We start from the raw sequence: 20,868 nt of genomic DNA, 5'->3' as shown, positions 1-20,868 counted from the left end.
CAATTTACAGAACTTTTACTTTAGCAGGTTTTTCCGTTTTCGGGTGAGTGTATTACGCCCCCAACCCAACCATAGCGCGGCTTTTTGTTTATGCCCGTCAAAACGGGCTAACGCATGTTCTAAAGCAATTTGTTCGAGTCGCCGCTGATACTGAGTCAATACATCAGTATTATCATCCGGTAGTGCGGCAAGCTCATCGCTTAATAGACCCAGCCAACTGCCTAAAGTTTCACTATCAGTCGTCGGTACTGAGTCGGTCAAAGTGTCGCTTTTATTCAAAATATCTTCGGGCAGGTCGTCGACACCCACGCGTTGACCTGGCGCCATGACGGTTAACCAACGACAGGTATTTTCCAGTTGACGCACGTTGCCCGGCCAGCGGTAATTCTTTAGTGCTGCCATTGCTTCTTTAGACAACTTCTTCGCCGTCACATGAAGTTCGTTCGCGGCACTTTCTAAGAAATGCTCAACCAGCATAGGGATGTCATTTTTTCGTTCACGCAGTGGTGGTAACTTAAGCCGAATAACATTGAGTCGGTGATACAAGTCATCTCGAAACTGACCTTTAGCAACCAATGCTTCCAAAGAACGATGCGTTGCTGCAATAACCCTAACATCGACCTCTATGGGTTGATGCGCCCCCACTGGATAAAACTGCCCTTCAGCTAGCACCCTCAGTAACCGGGTCTGCACCGACAACGGCATATCGCCTATTTCATCCAGAAACAGCGTGCCTCCATTGGCTTGTTCAAAACGACCCATGCGCTTTTTATCAGCGCCGGTAAAGGCCCCACGCTCATGCCCAAACAGCTCCGATTCGATGAGCTCCCCTGGAATAGCAGCCATATTTAACGCAATGAAAGGTTTCTCAGTTCGTGGACTGTGCTTATGTAATGCTCGCGCTACCAGCTCTTTGCCCGTCCCCGTTTCCCCCGTTAGCAGTACACTCACGCTGGATGACGAGAGCCGTCCAATAGCACGGAAAACATCCTGCATAGCAGGCGCTTCGCCGATAATTTCAGGAACTTTTGCTGCTTTAGCGGGCTGTGAACCTTGTTTATTCTCAATCAGGTGTCGGAGTGCACGGTCCACCGTAGTCAGCGCTTCATCAATATCAAACGGCTTTGGCAAATACTCAAATGCGCCACCCTGAAAAGCTTTAACTGTCGTATCTAAGTCAGAGTGAGCAGTCATAACCACCACCGGCATATCAGGGTGGCTTTTTTGCAACTTCTCAAGCACTACTAACCCGTCGTCACCGGGCATGCGAATATCCGTCATTACCACAGTGGGCTGAGCCTGCTCAAGTTCGCTAAAAAATGTAGCGCTGTCAGAAAAAGTACGTACATGATAACGACTGTTTGCGAAGGCCTTTTCCAATACCCAGCGAATGGACTCATCGTCATCAATTATCCATAAACTTGCGTCAGTCATTTCCTGAGCCCTCACTCACATAAGGTAAATAGACAGAAAATTGAGTACGTCCCGGTTCAGAGCTGACCTCAATTTTGCCTTTATGCTGGTGCACAATGGTTTGCGCCAGAGACAGTCCCACCCCCGTACCCTCTGCTCTGCCGCTAACTAACGGATAAAACAGGGTGTTACGAAGCTCGTCAGAAATGCCAGGACCATTATCGATAAAGTGAACCACAGCGCATTGTCGGTAACGCTCTCCGAAAAGCGTTAACTGATGCTCAACCCGAGTTCTTACAATGAGCTTCCCTTTGCCTTTCATCGCCTGGGCTGCATTTTGTGCAATGTTTAAAAACACCTGCTCACAGCTTTCTTCGACAATCATAATGTCCGGCAATGACGGATCGTAGTCGCGAACAATGCTCAGTGCATCGCCGTATTCATACGACAACGTCTTCGCCACGCGCTCCGTTATTTCATGCACATTGACCCGTCCTCGCTTGCCTGGCTTCATAGGGCCTAACAGGCGATCGACCAAAAAACGCAAACGGTCAGACTGACTGATAATTAAGTCCGTGTATTCTTTTAAATAATCGTCGTTCAGCTCACGCGCCAGCAGCTGTGCCGCGCCGCGTAGTCCGCCTAATGGGTTTTTTATTTCATGCGCCATACCGCGCAATAAATGCTGGGTAGCAAACAATTGGTTCCGCTGTTGGTCTTCCTGATTAATGCGGCGCAGTTGGTCCGCCTTGCGAAGCTCCATCAACAACAGTGTTTGACCGTCATCCTGAATGGTCTGAATGCACACATCGACGGTAATTCGATGCCCTGAATGCAAAGCGAATTCCGCATCCGTATTGAGCACTCTTTGCTCATAATGAAAGCAATTGGCAATGGTTTCACTGGCTAACGAGCACTGAAAAAAAGCCGTCGAGAAAGGCTCTCCAAGCAAACGCTTCGCACTATGATCAAACAGGGACTCCGCTGCCGAATTAACGTAGCGAATAATAAGACTCTCGTCTAAAACGAGTATCCCGGTCAGAAGTTGATTAATTAAAGAATGAGTATTCACAAGGAAAGGTTAGCTTATGCACCACTTTGGTGCAAATAAAAAGGGCGGTATAAACCGCCCTTCAAAGGTTATTAAACACTGTAGTACATGTCGAATTCAACAGGGTGTGTTGTCTTCTTCAGTGTTTCAACTTCATTGTATTTAAGACCAATGTACGCGTCTATCATGTCGTCGTCCATGACCCCGCCCTGCTTCAGGAAGTCGCGGTCTTTATTTAATGCTTCCAGCGCCATTTCTAACGAATGACAAACGGTCGGAATATCTTTTGCCTCTTCCGGTGGCAAGTTATATAAGTCCTTATCCATTGCATCACCTGGATGAATCTTGTTACGTATACCGTCAAGACCAGCCATAAGCAGCGCTGTGAAACATAGGTAAGGGTTCGCGCTAGGGTCAGGGAAACGTACCTCAATACGACGTGCTTTAGCACTGGACACCAGTGGAATACGAATGGATGCAGAACGGTTACGCGCTGAGTAAGCCAGCATCACCGGGGCCTCAAAACCAGGAACCAAACGCTTATAAGAGTTCGTTGATGCGTTGGCAAAGGCGTTAATTGCGCGTGCATGCTTAACAATACCGCCAATGTAATACAACGCGGTTTCACTCAAACCCGCGTACTGGTCACCGGCAAATAGGTTTTCACCACCTTTGTTCAGTGACATGTGTACGTGCATACCAGAGCCGTTATCACCCACTAATGGTTTAGGCATAAAGGTTGCTGTCATGCCATAAGAGTGCGCGACGTTATGAACCACGTATTTATACACCTGCATTTCATCTGCTTTGGTGGTTAATGTATTAAAACGCGTTGCGACTTCGTTCTGACCGGCCGTCGCCACCTCATGGTGGTGCGCTTCAACCACTAAGCCCATGTCTTCCATAACCAAACTCATGGTGCCACGAATGTCGTGAGCTGAGTCAACCGGAGGTACCGGGAAGTAACCGCCTTTAACACCAGGGCGGTGCGCCATGTTACCTTCCGAATATTCACGACCCGAGTTCCATTCAGCTTCGTCGGCATCAATTTTGTAGAACGAACCGCTCATATCGGTACGGAAACGAACGTCGTTGAACAGGAAGAATTCTGGTTCTGGACCGAAATAAGCTTCATCGGCAATGCCTGAGCTGCGCAAGAACTCTTCCGCACGTTTGGCGATAGAGCGTGGGTCACGGCTGTAACCTTGTAGTGTTTCAGGCTCTAAAATGTCGCAGCGAATGTTCAGGGTCATTTCATCAGTGAACGGGTCTAATACTGCCGAGTCGTTGTCCGGCATCAGCACCATGTCTGATTCATTAATACCTTTCCAGCCGGCAATTGACGAGCCATCAAACATTTTGCCTTCTTCAAAGAAGTCGTCATCGATTTGCGACACCGGAATAGTGACGTGTTGTTCTTTACCTTTAGTATCGGTAAAGCGTAGGTCGACGAATTTTACGTCGTTTTCTTTAATGGTATCGAAAATCTTATCAGCTGACATGTTGTCCTCCAGTAGACAGCGTCTTTTTAAAAGTAACAGGCACAGTATAGCAAAGCTTATGCCAATTTACTTTTCTTTATAAATCAAAGGGTTGCTTGAAATCATTTTATTTGCACCAAAAAATTTGCACTACTAGTACACATTACGCACCATTTAGGTGCAGTCGATCACAGTAAACCTCAAAATTATTGTCCGATTATTCAGGGAAAATAGCGAACAAAAAACAATCAGGTCTTTTTTAATAGAGTCTAAGAAGGTAGAATACGCCGCTATTTTTCATAAACCCCCGTCGGAAGGGTTGGGTTTACACTCACTACCGACAAACACAGGCTTTCTTAATGACAACTCAGGCATTTGATATCAATAAGCTTCGCAACATTGCGATTATTGCGCACGTAGACCATGGTAAAACCACACTGGTCGACAAACTACTTCAACAATCTGGCACCTTAGAAAGTCGTGGTGAGCTCGAAGAGCGCATCATGGACTCTAACGATCTGGAAAAAGAACGCGGCATTACCATTTTGGCAAAAAATACAGCCGTTAACTGGCAGGACTACCGCATCAACATTCTGGACACTCCGGGACACGCTGACTTTGGCGGTGAAGTAGAACGTGTATTATCAATGGCTGACTCCGTATTGCTGGTGGTTGACGCTGTTGACGGTCCTATGCCGCAAACTCGTTTCGTTACACAGAAAGCGTTCGAGCACGGTTTGAACCCAATTCTTGTCATCAACAAAATTGACCGTCCGGGTGCTCGTCCTGACTGGGTCATGGATCAAGTATTCGACTTGTTCGATAACTTAGGTGCTACTGACGAACAATTAGACTTTCCAGTAGTTTACGCTTCAGCTCTAAACGGTTGGGCGACTCGTGAAGAAGAAACGGTCGGCGACAACATGACGCCGCTGTTCGAAACTATCGTTAACGAAGTTAGCCACCCAGACGCAGACCCTGACGCTGACTTACAGATGCAAATTTCGCAGCTGGATTACTCAAGCTACCTTGGCGTTATCGGTATTGGTCGTGTGACTCGCGGTAGCGTGAAAGTCAACCAACCAGTGACCATTGTCGGTGCTAACGGTCAAGAACGTAGCGGTAAAGTTGGCAAGGTGTTCAATTATCTTGGTCTAGATCGCATTGACGCTGAATCAGCTCATGCAGGCGACATTTGTGCCATAACTGGTTTGGGCGAACTGAAAATTTCAGATACGATTTGTGCTGTTGGCGCAGCTGAAGCAATGAAACCTCTAAGCGTTGACGAACCAACGGTTACCATGACATTCCAGGTCAACACCTCTCCGTTCGCGGGTAAAGAAGGTAAATTCGTTACTTCACGTCAAATTCTTGAGCGCTTACAGCAAGAGCTGGTTCACAACGTAGCACTTCGCGTTGAAGAAACAGACAACCCGGATAAATTCCGCGTATCAGGTCGTGGTGAATTGCACTTGGGTGTATTAATCGAGAACATGCGCCGCGAAGGTTTCGAACTGGCTGTGTCGCGACCGGAAGTTATTATCAAGGAAGAAGACGGCAAGAAAATGGAACCGTATGAGTCTTTGACGGTTGATATTGAAGAGCAGCACCAGGGTTCGGTCATGGAAAAACTGGGCTTACGTAAAGCCGAGATGACCAATATGACACCTGACGGTAAAGGCCGTGTTCGTGTCGACTTCGAAGTACCAAGCCGTGGCTTAATTGGCTTCCAGACTGAGTTCATGACATTAACGTCAGGCACTGGCTTGATGTATCACACGTTTGATCATTACGGTCCGCACAAAGGCGGCACTATCGGCCAACGCGTAAACGGCGTACTCATTTCGAACGCCCAGGGTAAAGCACTGACTTACGCACTGTTTAACCTGCAAGAGCGCGGTAAATTATTCGCAGCGCACGGCGACGAAGTTTATGAAGGCCAGGTTATTGGTATTCATAACCGTTCGAACGACTTAACTGTTAACTGCCTTAAAGGTAAGCAGCTGACCAACGTTCGTGCTTCAGGTACTGACGACGCTCAAACACTGAGCCCGCCAATTAAGTACACACTGGAGCAAGCGCTTGAGTTTATCAACGACGACGAACTGGTTGAGGTTACGCCTGAATCTATCCGTATTCGTAAGCGTGCGTTAACAGAAAACGAGCGTAAACGACTGGGTCGTGAGTCAAAAAGCTAAATAGAGTTTAGCAAATAAAGAAAGAGCCCCGCTTTGAATGCGGGGCTTTTTGTATCTAACGCTTTGTTTACCTAAGCCTAACTGGCTGCCATCATTTCTGGTTGCGGCAAAACAAAATAGAAAATAGAAAAGAAGTGGAAAATACTGCCCGCTAAAACAAACAAATGCCAAATAGCATGATGGTAGGGCAGTGACTTCCTGACATAAAAAATAACGCCGAAAGTATAAGCCAGCCCTCCTGCTACCAACAGCATTAAACCACCAAAATCGACATTATCTATCATGGGTTTTATTGCAATAAGCGCCATCCACCCTAAACCTAAATATAAGCTTAGTGACAGCCATTTAATGGGTTTGGTCATAGCCAGTTCAAGCACAACCCCGACTATTGCTATGCCCCAGACTATGCCCAATAACGTCCAACCCCAGGCGCCACGTAAGTTTATCAGTGCAAAGGGTGTATAGGTACCGGCAATAAGAATATAAATAGCCGCATGATCAAGCTGCTGAAAAAGTGCTTTTATTCTTGGCCAGGGAAACGCGTGATAAAGCGTCGAAGCCGTGTAAAGCAAAATAAGACTAGCCCCGTAAATGCTGGCTGCTACCACGTGCCAAGCATCACCATACGCGACGGACCAAAGTATCATGACAACCAAAGCCGCAATGCTTAATACTGCACCGATGCCATGCGTCAATGCATGAGCGACTTCCTCCATTGCTGTATAAGCTTTGTGTTCAGTCATCGTTCGTACCCGGGGGTCTCATAACCGTCAGCAATGTTTTTTACTGCACGAATAAACTTATCGACTTGCGACTCGTTTTCATAGTTCATGTGATACGAGCTATGGAATTGAAGTGTCAGCGTTACACCGTAACCTTCCAAAAAGACCGTATAGCCGTCGTGGTCGGTATAAGCTTCAATGCCATCTAAATAATGACGTCCTTGGCGAGCTTCACCATGAGTCTGAATTTTCTCGTAAGCATCAAGCATCAGTTTTGTGTCTAGCTCGTTTTTCATGCCGCACCTCTTCTTATTGAAATGTATACCTTCATTATTGGGGTCTAAAACCATTTCGACAACCAATTTGGAGCAAATGTTTGAATTTAGTTGCCTACTCTTTTTACATACACATGTGCATGATTAACCAGAATCCGTTATAATAATGAACGAATGTTAAGTAATTGGAGTTCACAATGGTTAGACGCACAAAAGAAGACGCCATGGAAACCCGTTCTAAATTACTGGACGCTGCGGAAGCTTTGTTCAGTGAAAAGGGGGTTACCCAGACGTCTATGATGCAAGTGGCAGAGAAAGCAGGCGTCACTCGTGGTGCGATATACCATCATTTTGAAAATAAAATGGATCTCATTGAGTCGTTAATGGGGCGCGTTAAGTTGCCTATCGACGAAATGCGCGAGCAAATTTCAGAAACCAATGAGTTTGAGATTCTTGAAGAAATAAAAGCCCGCTCTAAAGAGTTTTTGGCAAGGGTTCAAAACGAGCCACAGGTACAATCGCTTGCCAGTATACTGCTGCACAAGTGCGAATATATCGACGAGGTTAACCCTATAAAACTTCGCCACGTCAGCGGCCGGAATGAGTGTATTAATGATGTTGAAGGTCTTTTCCAAAAAGCCATAGACGCTGGCGAAATCGCTCAGTCTGTCAATTCAAGAACGGCAGTTATTGGTTTGTTTTCTTTAGTTGATGGGCTCATTTATAACTGGTTACTGGCGCCCGACTTCTTCCCGTTGGTTGAGTACGGCAATACCGCTATAGACACTTATGTCAAAGGATTGCCGCGTTAACTGCGTTTAAGCCTAATTACTTGCCTGGCGTAGGAAGTTAACCAGAAACTCTTCGTCCATTGATGCGATAGCGCTGTCATTCGCTTTGGGGCAGCTCGCACACATTGGTGCCGTCCACGCTCCTACATTCGCCAATATATCACGCAAATGACTGACCGCTCTCAAGCCACCTAGTCCACCGGGAGACGCAGCCGCCAACAGAACAGTTTTATTGCCCCAGGCCCCAATATCAACGCGAGACACCCAGTCAATCGCATTTTTAATTAACGGAGATACCGACGAATTATATTCAGGGCTCACTAACACCACTTTGTCTGCGGCATCAATGGCTTTCGCCAACGCCTGCATCGACTCGGGTACACCTTCTGCTTCTTCCAGGTCCCCATGGTAAATCGGTGCATCCAGCGCGTCGGCGTCGAGCAGCTTATGCTGTATACCATGCTTTTCAGCTACCTCAACTAATCGATGCTTGAGCTTTGCATTCAGTGATTCTTTGCGGCGGCTGCCCCCGATAAATAATACCGTCATACTGTCTCCTAATAATTACTGCTGCATTGACTCAATAAAGCGATTCGATTCCTCGATTGAGGCTTCCATGTCAGCAATTAATGATGAAATGTCATTTTGCAGGCTGTTAAATTCACCACGAATGGCATCTATCGCCTTGGCGTTTAGATTATGCTTCAGGTAAAGCACGTTATCTTGCATTTTATCCAGTACTGGCTGCATTTTGTCGACAGCCCGTTCCATAACCCGCAGGAGCTCCGCATAACGACGTTCTGTTTCGCGAAGTTGGCGTTCACTTTGGCGACGCATGTTGTCATTGCTGTACTCGCCGAGCTCTTCACTCCATTCATCAAATAAGTCCTGAGCTACGTCATCGACCGCGTCGATACGATCTCTCACATCTTCAGCGGCTGCTTTGCTGTCCTCGTAGTCGTCATTGAGTGCGTTGTAGGTTTCTTCCAGTTCACCGCCTTCAATGTTCAGCATTTCGTCCAAGCGTTCAAAAGCCGAGCGGAACTCTTGCTGAGCTTCAGTTTGCGAGTCGCGGGCATCGTCAACACGGTCGACTAAAATGTCGCGTTTCTCAACGCCAAACTTTTCCATGGTGCCGTAGTAAGCACTTTGACAGGCAGTCAGTGCTACCACAGCAACTGCCGGAACAATCCACTGTTTCATTAGTCTTTTCCTCTTACCGAATTAATCAGTCGCTCATCTCGCTTGCGCTGGCGATAATCGTGCACAGCGATAATGGCATGAATAATCGCAATTAAATAAACGATACCTAAGGCGCCGACCGAGACAATGAACAACACCACACCAACCACGGCAATAATGAGGTTAAAAATAGCCTGGAAAATTTTTCCTGTGAACAAAATAGCCAGCGGCGGAAATAAAATCGCTAAAATATAAAGCATAAAAACTCCTTACACTGAAAGGCCTTATTACCAATTAACCGACATTCTCAGCGTAAAAGCAAATAAAGTCTTATCGTCTTCTCCCAAGCAACTCTCTTATCAGATCAATTATAGCCATGTTAATAAGGCAGCTCTGTACTATCACACCGCCGGCGCCCAATATCACCATTGCCATTTCGCTTATCCTCAATCATGATAGTCTTTAATAAATACGCAACGGACAGGTAAGCGGCTCAATCGCATGAAACAAACAGACTGGAAACATTACGCGGGAGAGACTTGGCGATTTTTAACCTATTTCGGGCGCCGGTTTAACAGCGACAGCATCAACGTGACGGCAGGGCATTTAACCTATGTTAGCCTACTCTCACTAGTGCCGCTGCTGGTTGTTATGTTTACCATTTTTTCAGCATTTCCGGTCTTTGAAGAGCTAAAAGGTAACCTGGAACAGGCGTTGTTCGCGAATTTGTTACCCACCTCCGGCGAGCAGCTGCAGGAATACATTAATGAGTTTGTTGCTAACGCCTCAAAAATGACAGCTGTTGGTGTCGGCTTTTTGTTTATTGTCGCCATTACGCTTATGTCAGCTATTGATAAGGCGTTAAATAATATCTGGCGAGACGTAAATAAGCGCCACTGGCTGGTCTCTTTCGCAGTATACTGGATGCTATTAACTCTGGGACCTTTACTGATTGGCTCTGGCCTCGCAGCAACGTCATACCTTATTTCATTAAGTCAGTTCGCTGATGAATATATTTCTGGTGCACGCAGTTTTACGTTATGGATGGTGCCGGTAGCCACGTCATTTATCTTTTTCACGTTAATGTATCAACTGGTGCCGAACCGTCAGGTTAAGTTGCGCTATGCCGCGTTTGGCGCCGTTATTGCAGCAATTTTATTCGAGCTCAGCAAACAGCTGTTTTCGTTGTATATCACTTCATTTCCGACTTACCAGGCTATTTACGGTGCGCTCGCTACGGTACCCATTCTCATTATTTGGGTTTACCTGTCCTGGATGATTGTACTGACCGGTGCAGTGTTAACGGTCAGTTTGGAGGAATACCAACAGTTACCGGAAGAACCGACTTCTGATTGACCTTGCCCCCTTTTTAAAAGACCATAACAGGTTCGTTTTAACAGACTCAGGTTAACATGATAGGACTGATTCAGCGCGTATCGCGAGCGAAAGTTACAGTCGACGACCAGATAGTCGGCGCTATTGATAAAGGGTTGCTCATATTACTGGGTGTTGAGCACGCAGACGACGAAGCAGCCGCTGACAAGTTGGCTCAACGCATTGCTAATTACCGTGTTTTCACAGACAGCAAAGGCAAGATGAATAACAGCGTTATTGATGAGTCAGGCTCTGTGCTGGTAGTGTCACAGTTCACACTGGCAGCAGATACACGCAAAGGCCGCCGCCCCAGCTTTTCGTCAGCAGCAACGCCTGACCAGGCGAACGCGCTATATTTAAGGTTCTGCGAGGCTATGAACAAACAGGGCTTACCTGTCGAAACCGGTCAGTTCGCTGCCGATATGCAGGTTGAACTGGTCAATGACGGCCCCGTTACGTTTGAGTTAAGGGTGTAATGCCATGTATCGCGTTATAACACCGCAAACCGACACCGAACTTGAACGTTATTATTACCTCCGCTGGCGGGTACTGCGGGAGCCTTTTCAGCGCCCACTAGGCTCTGAGCAGGATGAATACGATCAAGTTGGTCACCATCGCATGGTGGTAAATGAAGCCGATGAGGCCGTTGCTGTTGGTCGGCTTCACTTTAACAGCCCGGAAGAAGCACAAATTCGCTTTATGGCGGTTGCACCAGAGTACCGCGGCGAGGGGCATGGTGTTGCTATTATTTATGCGTTAGAAATAGCCGCACGCCAAGAGGGCGCAACCCACGTTGTCATAAACTCGCGCGATAACACCATCGGTTTTTATAAAAAATGCGGCTACGACGTTGTTGAAGAAGCGGATACTGTCAACAACCCCATGGCTGAACACCAGCTACGCAAGTCATTTAACGACTACAACCGTATCATTTACCGTCCGGACTGGTGTGCAGAATTGCAAAAGACCTGGCAGGACGACATTCCTATCTCCGACGCCATGGGTATTAAAATTCATCAGTATACCGGCCGTGTCTTTGAAACCCGCGCGCAGTTATCACGTAACATCAATGTGCATGGCACCATGTTTGCCGGCAGTATCTATTCATTAGGCACATTGACGTGCTGGGGTTTACTGCACTTGCAACTGCTCGAACGAGAGCTGGAAGGCTCAGTTGTTTTAGGTGACGGCAATATTCATTATCATAAGCCGGTCACGCAAGAGCCGCGGGCAGTCGCCCGGTTAAGCGATGTCACGGGGGACTTCTCAGCACTCAAAGAAGGTAAAAATGCGCGTTTAATGATGAAGGCGCAAATTTTGGATGAAGAGCGACCGGTCGCTGAGTTTACCGGCCGCTTCGTTGTATTAGCTAAGCGCGACTAACGCTTAGAACCAAAACTTACGAAAAAATATGCGGTAGTTTCACTACTGCCGCTAACTCACCCTTCTGAATCAAGTCACTGGCTGCCTTAATGTCCGGGGCAAAATAGCGGTCCTGGTCGTAGTAAGCCACCTGTTCACGTAAGCAATTAAAGGCGGTTTCAACCGCTGCCGAAGCTTTCAGCGGGCGACGGAAGTCCAAACCCTGTGCCGCTTCAAGCCATTCAATAGCAATAATGTCACTGACATTTTTAGCAATATCGGTCAACCGGCGCGCTGCAAATGTCGCCATCGAAACATGATCTTCCTGGTTAGCAGAGGTTGGCATACTGTCGACAGAAGCCGGGTGCGCCAAGGTTTTATTCTCAGAAGCCAATGCTGCTGCGGTCACCTGCGCCAGCATGAAGCCTGAGTTGACCCCACCATCGTTGACCAAAAATGCTGGCAACTTGCTTAGGTTGCTGTCGATAAGTAGCGCACTGCGGCGTTCTGACAAAGCTCCAATTTCACTGGCAGCGATAGCCAGAATATCGGCTGCCATAGCAACAGGCTCAGCGTGGAAATTACCGCCTGAAATAATATCCTGCTCTTCACTGAATACCAACGGGTTATCGGTGACACCATTAGCTTCACGCTCTAAAATCGCTGAAGCATGCTCCATTTGATCAAGAACTGCGCCCATAACCTGAGGTTGGCAGCGCAATGAATAAGGGTCCTGCACTTTTTCACAATCTTCGTGATCTTTGGCTATTTCTGACGTTTCTGTCAGCACATGGCGGAACATTTCGGCTGCTTTAATTTGGCCGGGCTGACCACGCACAGCATGAACACGCTCATCGAATGGCGCTCGAGAGCCCATAGCAGCTTCTACCGATGTGGCGCCCACCAAAATCGCCGCGTGATAGTTACGCTCAATTCGGAACAGACCCGCCAAGGCCAATGCTGTCGATGCCTGAGTTCCGTTCAGTAAGGCCAGACCTTCTTTCGGTGCTAATTCCAGAGGCTCAAGTCCTGCATGCTTAATTCCCTCTTTTGACTCATACACCTCACCTTTATAGCGCACCGTGCCTTCGCCCAGCAGCGGTAATACCATGTGTGCCAATGGCGCCAAATCGCCTGAAGCACCCACTGAGCCCTTTTCAGGAACGCAGGGATACACTTCTGCATTCAACAACTTAATGAGCGCATCAATGACAACCGGGCGTACGCCGGAAAAACCGCGGGACAGCGAGTTTACTTTTAATAGCAGCATTAAACGTACAACGGCATCTTCCATTAAGTCGCCAGTGCCGGCGGCGTGCGACAATACAATTCGGCGCTGAAGGTCAGTCAAACGCTCAGGTGGAATACGAGTATTCGCAAGCAAGCCAAAGCCTGTGTTAATACCATAAACCACGCGTCCCTGCTCCAGAACATCAGCAACAGTTTTTGCGGAAGTAGCAATATTGTCGTTTGCTTCATCAGACAGCTTCAGCGTCTGATGCTCGTAAAACCAGCTGCGCAAATCGCTTAGCTGCAGCTTTCCTGGCTGTAATTCAAAATGACTCATGCAACCTCCTTACTTCGTATCCAGCATGGGTAAATCAAGCCCTTGTTCACGGGCGCAGTTTTTCGCAATGTCGTAACCAGCGTCGGCATGGCGCATAACGCCCGTACCCGGGTCATTCCACAGTACGCGGCTTAAGCGTTTATCCGCTGCTTCTGTACCGTCGGCTACAATCACCACACCCGCGTGCTGAGAATAACCCATACCTACGCCACCACCATGGTGCAGGCTCACCCAGGTCGCGCCGCCAGCTGTATTCAACAACGCATTCAGCAATGGCCAGTCGGAAACTGCGTCTGAACCGTCCTGCATGGCTTCTGTTTCGCGATTAGGGCTGGCTACGGAGCCTGAGTCTAAGTGATCTCGACCAATTACGATTGGCGCTTTTAATTCGCCATTTTTAACCATGTCATTAAACGCGCGAGCAATGCGGGCACGGTCTTTCAGACCTATCCAGCAAATGCGTGACGGCAAGCCCTGGAAGCTAATACGCTCTTTTGCCATATCCAGCCAGTTGTGTAAGTGCTCGTTGTCCGGAATGAGCTCTTTGACTTTCTGGTCAGTTTTGTAAATATCTTCCGGGTCACCCGAAAGCGCGACCCAGCGGAATGGGCCAATGCCTTCGCAGAACAGCGGACGAATGTATGCCGGTACAAAACCCGGGAAATCAAAGGCGTTATCAACGCCAACGTCCTTAGCCATTTGACGAATGTTATTGCCGTAATCCAGTACCGCAGCGCCTTCTTTCTGGAAGTGCAGCATAGCGCGCACCTGCACTGCCATCGACTCTTTCGCGGCCGCTACGGTGCCGCTGGGGTCGCTTTCCTGCTTCGCTTTGTAGTCATCCAGTGTCCAACCCTGAGGTAAATAACCATGCAGCGGGTCGTGCGCTGACGTTTGGTCGGTCACAACATCTGGCGTTACGCCGCGTTTTTGAAGCTCTGCATAGACATCTGCCGCATTGCCCAATAAACCCACAGAAATTGCTTCGCCTTTGGCTTTAGCATCGTTAATCAGTTGCATAGCCTCATCGAGGCTGGTGGCTTTGTGGTCGACATAACGGGTACGCAAACGAAAATCGATGCGGGTTTCATCACACTCAACGGCAAGCATACAAAAGCCAGCCATAGTCGCGGCCAGCGGTTGAGCGCCGCCCATGCCACCAAGACCGCCAGTAAGTACCCACTTACCTTTTGCATTACCGTCGAAATGCTGACGTGACACCGCACCAAAGGTTTCGTAAGTACCCTGAACAATGCCCTGCGAGCCAATGTAAATCCACGAGCCGGCGGTCATCTGGCCATACATCATCAGACCTTTCTTATCGAGCTCGTTAAAGTGGTCCCAGTTCGCCCATTCGGGCACCAGGTTAGAGTTTGCAATAAGCACACGTGGCGCGTCTTCATGCGTTGGGAATACGCCCACTGGTTTACCTGACTGAATCAATAATGACTCGTTTGGTTTCAAACGCTCTAACGTCTCTACAATTTTGTCATAGCATTCCCAGCTGCGCGCAGCTCGGCCAATACCACCATAAACAACCAAAGCTTGCGGATGCTCCGCCACTTCGTCATCCAGGTTGTTCATGAGCATGCGCTTGGCCGCTTCTACCTGCCAGTTACAAGTGGTTAGCTCGGTGCCGTGAGGTGCGCTTATTTTGCGACTTTTATCCAAACGGGTGAATGACATACGTTACTCCTTAAACGTTAGGTGGCCGCCTAATTTAAAACGAGAGCCCGGATGCGTCAGCGTGGCAAAAGTGACCACGCCACCAGAGCTCCAGGTGCGGCGAAAAATTCGTAAACAAGGCTCATGACGGTCTATGCTTAAGTACTGGCACACCGAATGAACCGGTAAAATAGCTTCAATTTGGTGACTGGCTTCGGTCAGTGGGCTCACCACACAGAGATATTCGTGCGGTGTCACTTTGCTGTAGTCCTGTTTGAGATAGTCAGGCACCAGCGTCGGGTTAACGAAGCGCTCTTCTAGCTGCACCGGCTGGTCATTTTCGTAGTGAGTTATCAGCGAATGATACACAGGAGCACCTTCCTCTAACTCTAACGCTTCGGCAATTTGTGCCGAGGCCGGCTGCTCTTTCAGCAGGTGCACTTTAGCGCGGTAGTCATGACCACGCGATCGTACTTCGTCGGCAATGTTGCGAATGGCCATAAATGACGTTTGCGACTTGATAGGCGCTACATAAGTGCCAGAGCCCTGAGTGCGTATCACTAACCCTTCGTCAGCCAGCTCCTGTAATGCTCTGCGCGCTGTCATTCGACTCACAGAGAACTGTTTACAAAGGGCATTCTCCGAGCTAACAGGGTGGTTTTCAGGCCACTCGCCAGACTCAATTTTGTGGTAAATGTGCTCTTTAATTTTCGTAAATTTATTCACTGCATTCCTCACCGCTAAACAGGCAGTTGTGGTGAGAAAGTTTAGTGGAGAATAATTGTATATACAAGATTGTTTTGCTATTATTTTTCTATCGCAAATAAGGAAGGATAATTATGCAGCGCATCGAGAATATTACCGCCGCTACCATGTCTGATGACGCCGGTTATGGGCTCATACACGACGCCGTGGTTATTATTAACGACGGTAAAATTGAGTTTGTGGGGCCTGCTTATGATGCCCCGGCAACGCCAACAGCAGACGTTGTTGACGGTCAAGGTGGTTTGCTGACACCGGGACTTATCGATTGCCACACACATTTAGTCTGGGCCGGGTCTCGCGCTAATGAATTTGCACAGCGCCTGCATGGCATCAGTTATCAGGAAATTGCCGAGCAGGGCGGTGGTATTAAAAGTACCGTCAAAGCCACTCGTGAAGCCAGCGAAGAAGAGTTATTGGCACTTGCATTAGAGCGTGCAGAAACGCTCATGTCACAAGGCGTCACTACGCTGGAAGTGAAGTCTGGTTATGGTCTCGATTTGGAAAACGAGCGAAAACAGTTAAAGGTCGCTCGTCAGTTGGCCGAAAAACTGCCCCTAAACGTGAAGACCACCTTACTTGCTGCGCATGCCGTACCACCTGAATATAAAGATAACGCCGACGGTTACGTTGATGACATTGTCAGCAGCATTCTGCCGACGTTAGCTCAGGAAGGCCTTGTCGATGCGGTTGATGCCTTTTGTGAAAGCATTGGTTTTAGCATTGAACAAACTCGTCGCGTATTTGAAAAGGCCAAAGCCCTTGGCCTGCCTGTGAAGCTGCACGCCGAGCAAATTACCAACCAACAAGGCGCAAAACTGGCGGCTGAGTATCAAGCGCTGTCGGCTGACCATTTAGAGCAGTTAGACGAGGACAGTGTTAAAGCAATGGCCGAGAACGGTACTGTGGCCGTATTGCTACCCGGCGCTTTCTACTTCCTGCGCGATACTCAAAAGCCCCCCGTTGAGTTATTAAGAAAATATAAAGTGCCTATGGCGGTAGCAACCGATGCTAATCCGGGCTCGTCGCCCATCCATAATTTACCGCTGATGCTACAAATGGCGGCAACCTTCTTTCATTTAACACCCGAGGAATGCTTGCGGGGCGTTACGGTCAACGCGGCTAAAGCTCTGGGAGAAAATAAACGAGGCGTTATCGCTGAAGGAAATTACGCTGACTTAGCATTATGGAAATGTCAGGACGCAGCAGAGCTAACCTACCAAACCGGGGTTAACCCACTGCAAACATTGTGGTTTAACGGCGTCGCTCACGACCGTGTAAGTAAGCCGTGGTCAGCTCGCTAAGCAGCTGACCACATATTTTCATACCTTCTTCAAAACCGGCGCTGCACAGCGACGGCGCCGCTTCTGCTAAGTGCAAATAGCGGGTTTCATTAACTTCAGACAAGCGTTTTACATACTGAAAACCCTGCGCCAAACTCAACCCTGCATAGTTAACAGCGCTGGCTGGCACCGCATTTAGTGCATCGACATCCACTTCAATACCTAACGGACGTTGCCAGGAATCTGCTTTGGCAACCACTTCATCCATCACTTCATAAAATGGGCGTTCGTACAGTCGGTGTAAGGTGTGATAACGCATACCAGCGTGTTGCAGCTGTCGTAAGCTTTCGGCTGAGTTTTTCCCCTGGTGCAGGCCAACCACATGGTAATATTCTAACGCGCCTTCCATGTAAGCATAACTAAAGCCATTACCAGAATGACGGCCTTCTCTTGGACGAAAGTCTGCATGGGGGTCTAAGTTGACGGAGCCGCAAGCCTCTTCAGAGGCTTCCGACAAGCTTTTCAAAAGCGGGTAGGCATTATTATGGCCACCGCCTATAACAATAACTTCAAAACCTTGTGCAAACAGCGGGGTTACAACGGCGCGAACGCGCGCATCCACTTGCGCGCAAAGCTCTCTTAATTCCGCTAAGTCGTGTGGGTTTTTCGCGTCTAAATCTGCTGCTGTATCCATCAAGTCGGCACAATTTACGGCACCAACTAACAGCAATTCGTGGGTGGATAATAAACCAGTTTTTTGTAGGTTCAGAAAGCTTTTTAAGAACGCCTGCCAACCGTCTTCTGCGCCTGCGCGTCCTAGGTTTCCTCGCACACCAATGCTTTCCGGAATACCGACTAAAGCAACGCGCTGACCGTCTTCCCAGGCACTTTTTAAACTCTCTTCGTAGGTACCTTCTTCTGAAAGAACCCGTATTGCCTGACCTATTTTCGTTTCATGCTCTCTGACATTGACCCATTTCGCCGGGTCCGTCAGTTCCAGAAAAGAAATATCACTCATTACTCAATATCAAGTGGTTCTGGTGACAAGATAACGCCTGTAGTGTCAACGTATAGGTGATCGTCAGGCAGGAAGGTAACGCCGCCGAAGTTCACCGGCACGTTAAATTCGCCAATACCGTCGCTCATTGCAGCAACCGGAATTGAAGCGACGCCAAGAATACCAATATCCAACTCTTCCAGCGCATCAACATCGCGGACCGAGCCGTAACAAACAATGCCTTCCCAGTCGTTGTCCATAGCTTGTTCAGCAATGGCCGCATCAATGAGTGCACGACGTGAGGAGCCACCGCCATCGACTAAGAGCACTTTACCCCCACCGTCTTCGGCGACTGTTTCTTCAATAATGCCTTTGTCTTCGTGACATTTAACAATCACTAAGCGCCCACCGAAAGACGGTCGTCCGCCGTAGGATTCAAACATGGGTTCTACCACATCCACCATGTCGGGATATAGGTCACAAAGTTCTGAAGTATTGTATTCCATGAGCGTATCCTAAAGTCGCTGTTGGCTAGGGCTAGGAGTATACCTGCTATCCTCTTATTACTAAAGGATTCAATAGCAGTGAACGAACCTCTTGAATTATAGAATAAAAACCCGTTTAATCTAGGTAACTATAAGAATAATAAAAGCAGATTAAATCTTAATGCCTCAGCTCGATCTGATCACCAGTCTGGCCATAGAAACCTTTACGCATTCAATACAAGCGTTGTTTTTGCTGGGTTTCGCAGCCCTACTCCTGTATTACTATAGCTTCTACCGCCGAGATTATCTGCGTTACTGGTCGTTTGCCTGTTTCGCTTTTGGCCCCAGTGAACTTATTCGGGCACTATTAGCCGGCAGCGCCATGGTCGATCCGGAATCAACCCTGGGCTGGTCCAGTGGCTTACAAGGTATTGCGCTGACCCTGCAATATTTAGCTATAGCCTTTATTGGTCTGGGCGCCAGCTGTGCTGTTTTTAATAATAAGCCGAAGCAATACTGGCTATACGTTGCTTATGCCGCGTCATTGTTTGGCGGCATTATTTCTTATTTCTGGCTAGAGCCTTCCATTAGCTACACATCGAGTAGCCCAAATTCAGGCTTTATGCACTTTCTGGTTACTGGCCTGGCTTTATTCATTATCGGTGTTTTCATGTGGCGGCGTTTGGGCTCAGGCGTTGGCCCTAAGTTAGTTTCTGCGGGCTTTCTCAGCATTGGTATAAAGAACTTCATCGTACTTTATGGGCTGTATGCCATTACCGGTAATTCACTGGACTGGCTACTTAGCTTCCAGGCGTTAGTCACCGTTATAATTATTGCCGCCATTATGGTCGGGATCATTATTTGGTTGTTAGAGTCCGAGCGAAATACCGCCGTTCGCGCTATTCAGCGCGCCGAGTATCTGCATACTCATGACGCACTGACCGGCGTGTCTAACCGCGATCAGTTAGTCAGTAAAATCCCGCTGTTCATTGAGTACTCTCGCAGTAATAACCGTCATTTAACGGTCATGTTAGTCGGTATTAGCCGTTTTAAAGTGGTTAATGAAAACATGGGTATTCGCGGTGGCGACCAGGTCCTCAAAGAAGTCGCCAGACGTCTGCAAAATTTCTATAAGCAACCGCTGACTGTTGCCCGCATTAGTGGTGACGTATTTGCCGTTGCCTTTGACCATTTGAAAAGCCGCGACCGTATTAAAGACCTGGCCGTGGAAATACAAAACCGCATTGCTGAGCCCATTGAAGTTAACGATGAAACTGTCAATATCGTTGCTGGTGTGGGCATTTCACGGTATCCGCAACACGGAACGCGTTCAGAAGTGCTTATCAACAAGGCAACTATCGCACTCACGCAGTCCAAAGAGTCCCACCAACCCATAGTCACCTTTTACGAAAGGGGTATGGACGAGATGTATTCACACCTGGTGGATATGGAGCCGGTACTGCGTAAAGCAATGAACGACAACGAATTCCAGCTGTACCTGCAGCCGCAGTTCGATTTTGATCATCAACAGCTTTGTGGCTTTGAAGCTCTTATTCGCTGGCAGCACCCAGAGCGAGGCCTACTGAGTCCGGTCGAGTTCCTGCCCTACATTGACCAGTTAGGGTTGTCGGCTGAGCTTGATGATTGGGTGCTTAATGAGGCAGCGAACATTCTTATGCACTGGAAACGTCTGTTTGGTATGTGCTGGCCTATTGCAGTGAATTTATCGGCGCCCCAATTCCAGCATTTCCAGCTTATTGAGAAAATGGAACGCCTGCAGCAGGAGTTTGGTATTGAACCAGAATGGCTAGAGCTGGAAATTACTGAAAATGTTGCCATGTCAGACTTACATAACGGCATGAGCGTGATTCAACGGTTACGTGAAATGGGTTACGGTATCGCGATAGATGACTTTGGCACGGGCCACTCTTCGCTGGCGTATTTACGTTCACTGCCTATTAATAAAATTAAAATTGATCGCAGTTTTATTAGCGAGCTGCAACACAGCAATAACGATGTCACTATTCTAAAAGCCATGATTCGTTTGGCTCACGGTTTGGGCAAGCGAGTCATTGCTGAAGGCATTGAGACCGAAGAGCAGCAGGATATTTTGCAAAAGCTTGGCTGTGACATGATGCAGGGCTACTTCTACTCGCCGCCGATGCGTCAACAATTTGCCGAGCAATTTATTGAACGCCAAATTCAAAGCAATAAAAAACCGCTACGACCCGAGGCAGTAGCGGCTTATTAACTCACTTAA

At 48.1% G+C, this 20,868-nt stretch carries 20 protein-coding genes; 7 read left to right on the top strand and 13 right to left on the bottom strand.

Going from position 1 to position 20,868, the window contains the following annotated elements; translation table 11 throughout:
- Positions 1-15 precede the first annotated feature (15 nt).
- The 3 genes from ntrC to glnA form a co-directional block, all read right to left on the bottom strand.
- Positions 16-1,434, bottom strand: coding sequence for a nitrogen regulation protein NR(I) (ntrC, locus tag CWI73_RS11340; protein WP_126752879.1), 1,419 nt, complete (start codon positions 1,432-1,434; stop codon positions 16-18).
- On the bottom strand, positions 1,427-2,485 hold the full coding sequence (gene glnL / locus CWI73_RS11335; RefSeq protein ID WP_126752878.1) for a nitrogen regulation protein NR(II): 1,059 nt from the start codon (positions 2,483-2,485) through the stop codon (positions 1,427-1,429). Before glnL ends, ntrC begins: the two co-directional genes overlap by 8 nt.
- 71 nt (positions 2,486-2,556) lie before the next feature.
- The gene (glnA, locus tag CWI73_RS11330) at positions 2,557-3,966 is read right to left on the bottom strand and encodes a glutamate--ammonia ligase (protein ID WP_126752877.1); all 1,410 of its coding nucleotides are present in this window, start codon (positions 3,964-3,966) and stop codon (positions 2,557-2,559) included.
- A 338-nt stretch (positions 3,967-4,304) separates the two neighbouring features.
- Between glnA and typA the strand changes: the two genes are divergently transcribed.
- The gene (typA, locus tag CWI73_RS11325; protein ID WP_126752876.1) at positions 4,305-6,143 is read left to right on the top strand and encodes a translational GTPase TypA; all 1,839 of its coding nucleotides are present in this window, start codon (positions 4,305-4,307) and stop codon (positions 6,141-6,143) included.
- Between the two features lie 77 nt (positions 6,144-6,220).
- On the opposite strand, the gene trhA is transcribed toward typA, so the two are convergent.
- On the bottom strand, positions 6,221-6,886 hold the full coding sequence (gene trhA / locus CWI73_RS11320) for a PAQR family membrane homeostasis protein TrhA (protein WP_058578513.1): 666 nt from the start codon (positions 6,884-6,886) through the stop codon (positions 6,221-6,223).
- A complete protein-coding gene (locus CWI73_RS11315; protein WP_058578514.1) occupies positions 6,883-7,161 on the bottom strand; it encodes a DUF3081 domain-containing protein in 279 nt (92 codons plus the stop codon). Before CWI73_RS11315 ends, trhA begins: the two co-directional genes overlap by 4 nt.
- Positions 7,162-7,337: 176 nt before the next feature.
- On the opposite strand from CWI73_RS11315, the gene CWI73_RS11310 reads away from it, so the two are divergent.
- Positions 7,338-7,952, top strand: coding sequence for a TetR family transcriptional regulator (locus CWI73_RS11310; RefSeq protein ID WP_126752875.1), 615 nt, complete (start codon positions 7,338-7,340; stop codon positions 7,950-7,952).
- A 12-nt stretch (positions 7,953-7,964) separates the two neighbouring features.
- On the opposite strand, the gene CWI73_RS11305 is transcribed toward CWI73_RS11310, so the two are convergent.
- From CWI73_RS11305 to CWI73_RS11295, 3 genes are read right to left on the bottom strand one after another with little or no spacing between them, the layout of a single operon-like run.
- Positions 7,965-8,480 (bottom strand): NADPH-dependent FMN reductase, encoded by a 516-nt coding sequence (locus CWI73_RS11305; protein WP_126752874.1) that lies wholly within the window; start codon positions 8,478-8,480, stop codon positions 7,965-7,967.
- 15 nt (positions 8,481-8,495) lie between these two features.
- A complete protein-coding gene (locus tag CWI73_RS11300; RefSeq protein ID WP_126752873.1) occupies positions 8,496-9,134 on the bottom strand; it encodes a DUF2959 domain-containing protein in 639 nt (212 codons plus the stop codon).
- Entirely contained in the window at positions 9,134-9,373 is a 240-nt protein-coding gene (locus tag CWI73_RS11295) for a hypothetical protein (RefSeq protein WP_053953375.1), read from the bottom strand. The genes CWI73_RS11300 and CWI73_RS11295 overlap by 1 nt, the downstream gene beginning before the upstream one ends.
- 241 nt (positions 9,374-9,614) lie before the next feature.
- Between CWI73_RS11295 and CWI73_RS11290 the strand changes: the two genes are divergently transcribed.
- From CWI73_RS11290 to CWI73_RS11280, 3 genes are read left to right on the top strand one after another with little or no spacing between them, the layout of a single operon-like run.
- The gene (locus CWI73_RS11290; RefSeq protein WP_088767245.1) at positions 9,615-10,469 is read left to right on the top strand and encodes a virulence factor BrkB family protein; all 855 of its coding nucleotides are present in this window, start codon (positions 9,615-9,617) and stop codon (positions 10,467-10,469) included.
- 56 nt (positions 10,470-10,525) lie between these two features.
- On the top strand, positions 10,526-10,963 hold the full coding sequence (dtd, locus tag CWI73_RS11285) for a D-aminoacyl-tRNA deacylase (protein WP_126752872.1): 438 nt from the start codon (positions 10,526-10,528) through the stop codon (positions 10,961-10,963).
- 4 nt (positions 10,964-10,967) lie between these two features.
- Positions 10,968-11,870 (top strand): bifunctional GNAT family N-acetyltransferase/hotdog fold thioesterase, encoded by a 903-nt coding sequence (locus CWI73_RS11280; protein ID WP_126752871.1) that lies wholly within the window; start codon positions 10,968-10,970, stop codon positions 11,868-11,870.
- Positions 11,871-11,886: 16 nt separating this feature from the next.
- On the opposite strand, the gene hutH is transcribed toward CWI73_RS11280, so the two are convergent.
- The 3 genes from hutH to hutC are packed head-to-tail and all read right to left on the bottom strand — an operon-like array spanning position 11,887 to position 15,807.
- Positions 11,887-13,416, bottom strand: coding sequence for a histidine ammonia-lyase (hutH, locus tag CWI73_RS11275; protein ID WP_126752870.1), 1,530 nt, complete (start codon positions 13,414-13,416; stop codon positions 11,887-11,889).
- Positions 13,417-13,425: 9 nt separating this feature from the next.
- Positions 13,426-15,102 carry a urocanate hydratase gene (hutU, locus tag CWI73_RS11270; RefSeq protein ID WP_126752869.1) on the bottom strand — a complete coding sequence of 559 codons (1,677 nt, stop codon included), beginning with the start codon at positions 15,100-15,102 and terminating at the stop codon, positions 13,426-13,428.
- Positions 15,103-15,105: 3 nt separating this feature from the next.
- Positions 15,106-15,807: a histidine utilization repressor gene (gene hutC / locus CWI73_RS11265; protein ID WP_100691270.1), complete on the bottom strand. Its 702-nt coding sequence runs from the start codon at positions 15,805-15,807 to the stop codon at positions 15,106-15,108.
- 113 nt (positions 15,808-15,920) lie between these two features.
- Between hutC and hutI the strand changes: the two genes are divergently transcribed.
- Entirely contained in the window at positions 15,921-17,147 is a 1,227-nt protein-coding gene (gene hutI, locus CWI73_RS11260) for an imidazolonepropionase (protein ID WP_126752868.1), read from the top strand.
- On the opposite strand, the gene CWI73_RS11255 is transcribed toward hutI, so the two are convergent.
- The gene (locus CWI73_RS11255) at positions 17,098-18,144 is read right to left on the bottom strand and encodes a formimidoylglutamase (protein ID WP_126752867.1); all 1,047 of its coding nucleotides are present in this window, start codon (positions 18,142-18,144) and stop codon (positions 17,098-17,100) included. The two genes, hutI and CWI73_RS11255, sit on opposite strands and share 50 nt — an antisense overlap.
- Complete coding sequence (gene rraA, locus CWI73_RS11250; RefSeq protein ID WP_053953384.1) at positions 18,144-18,629, bottom strand: ribonuclease E activity regulator RraA; 486 nt, start codon at positions 18,627-18,629, stop codon at positions 18,144-18,146. The genes CWI73_RS11255 and rraA overlap by 1 nt, the downstream gene beginning before the upstream one ends.
- A 160-nt stretch (positions 18,630-18,789) precedes the next feature.
- Here rraA and CWI73_RS11245 point away from each other — a divergent pair, with 160 nt between their 5' ends.
- A complete protein-coding gene (locus CWI73_RS11245; protein WP_126752866.1) occupies positions 18,790-20,859 on the top strand; it encodes a putative bifunctional diguanylate cyclase/phosphodiesterase in 2,070 nt (689 codons plus the stop codon).
- Positions 20,860-20,868: the final 9 nt, after the last annotated feature.

Origin of the sequence: Idiomarina piscisalsi (genome assembly GCF_003987095.1) — a bacterium.
GTDB lineage: Bacteria > Pseudomonadota > Gammaproteobacteria > Enterobacterales > Alteromonadaceae > Idiomarina > Idiomarina piscisalsi.
The sequence above is the reverse complement of the archived record's forward strand: the minus strand, read 5'-3'. Positions and strand labels throughout refer to the sequence as shown.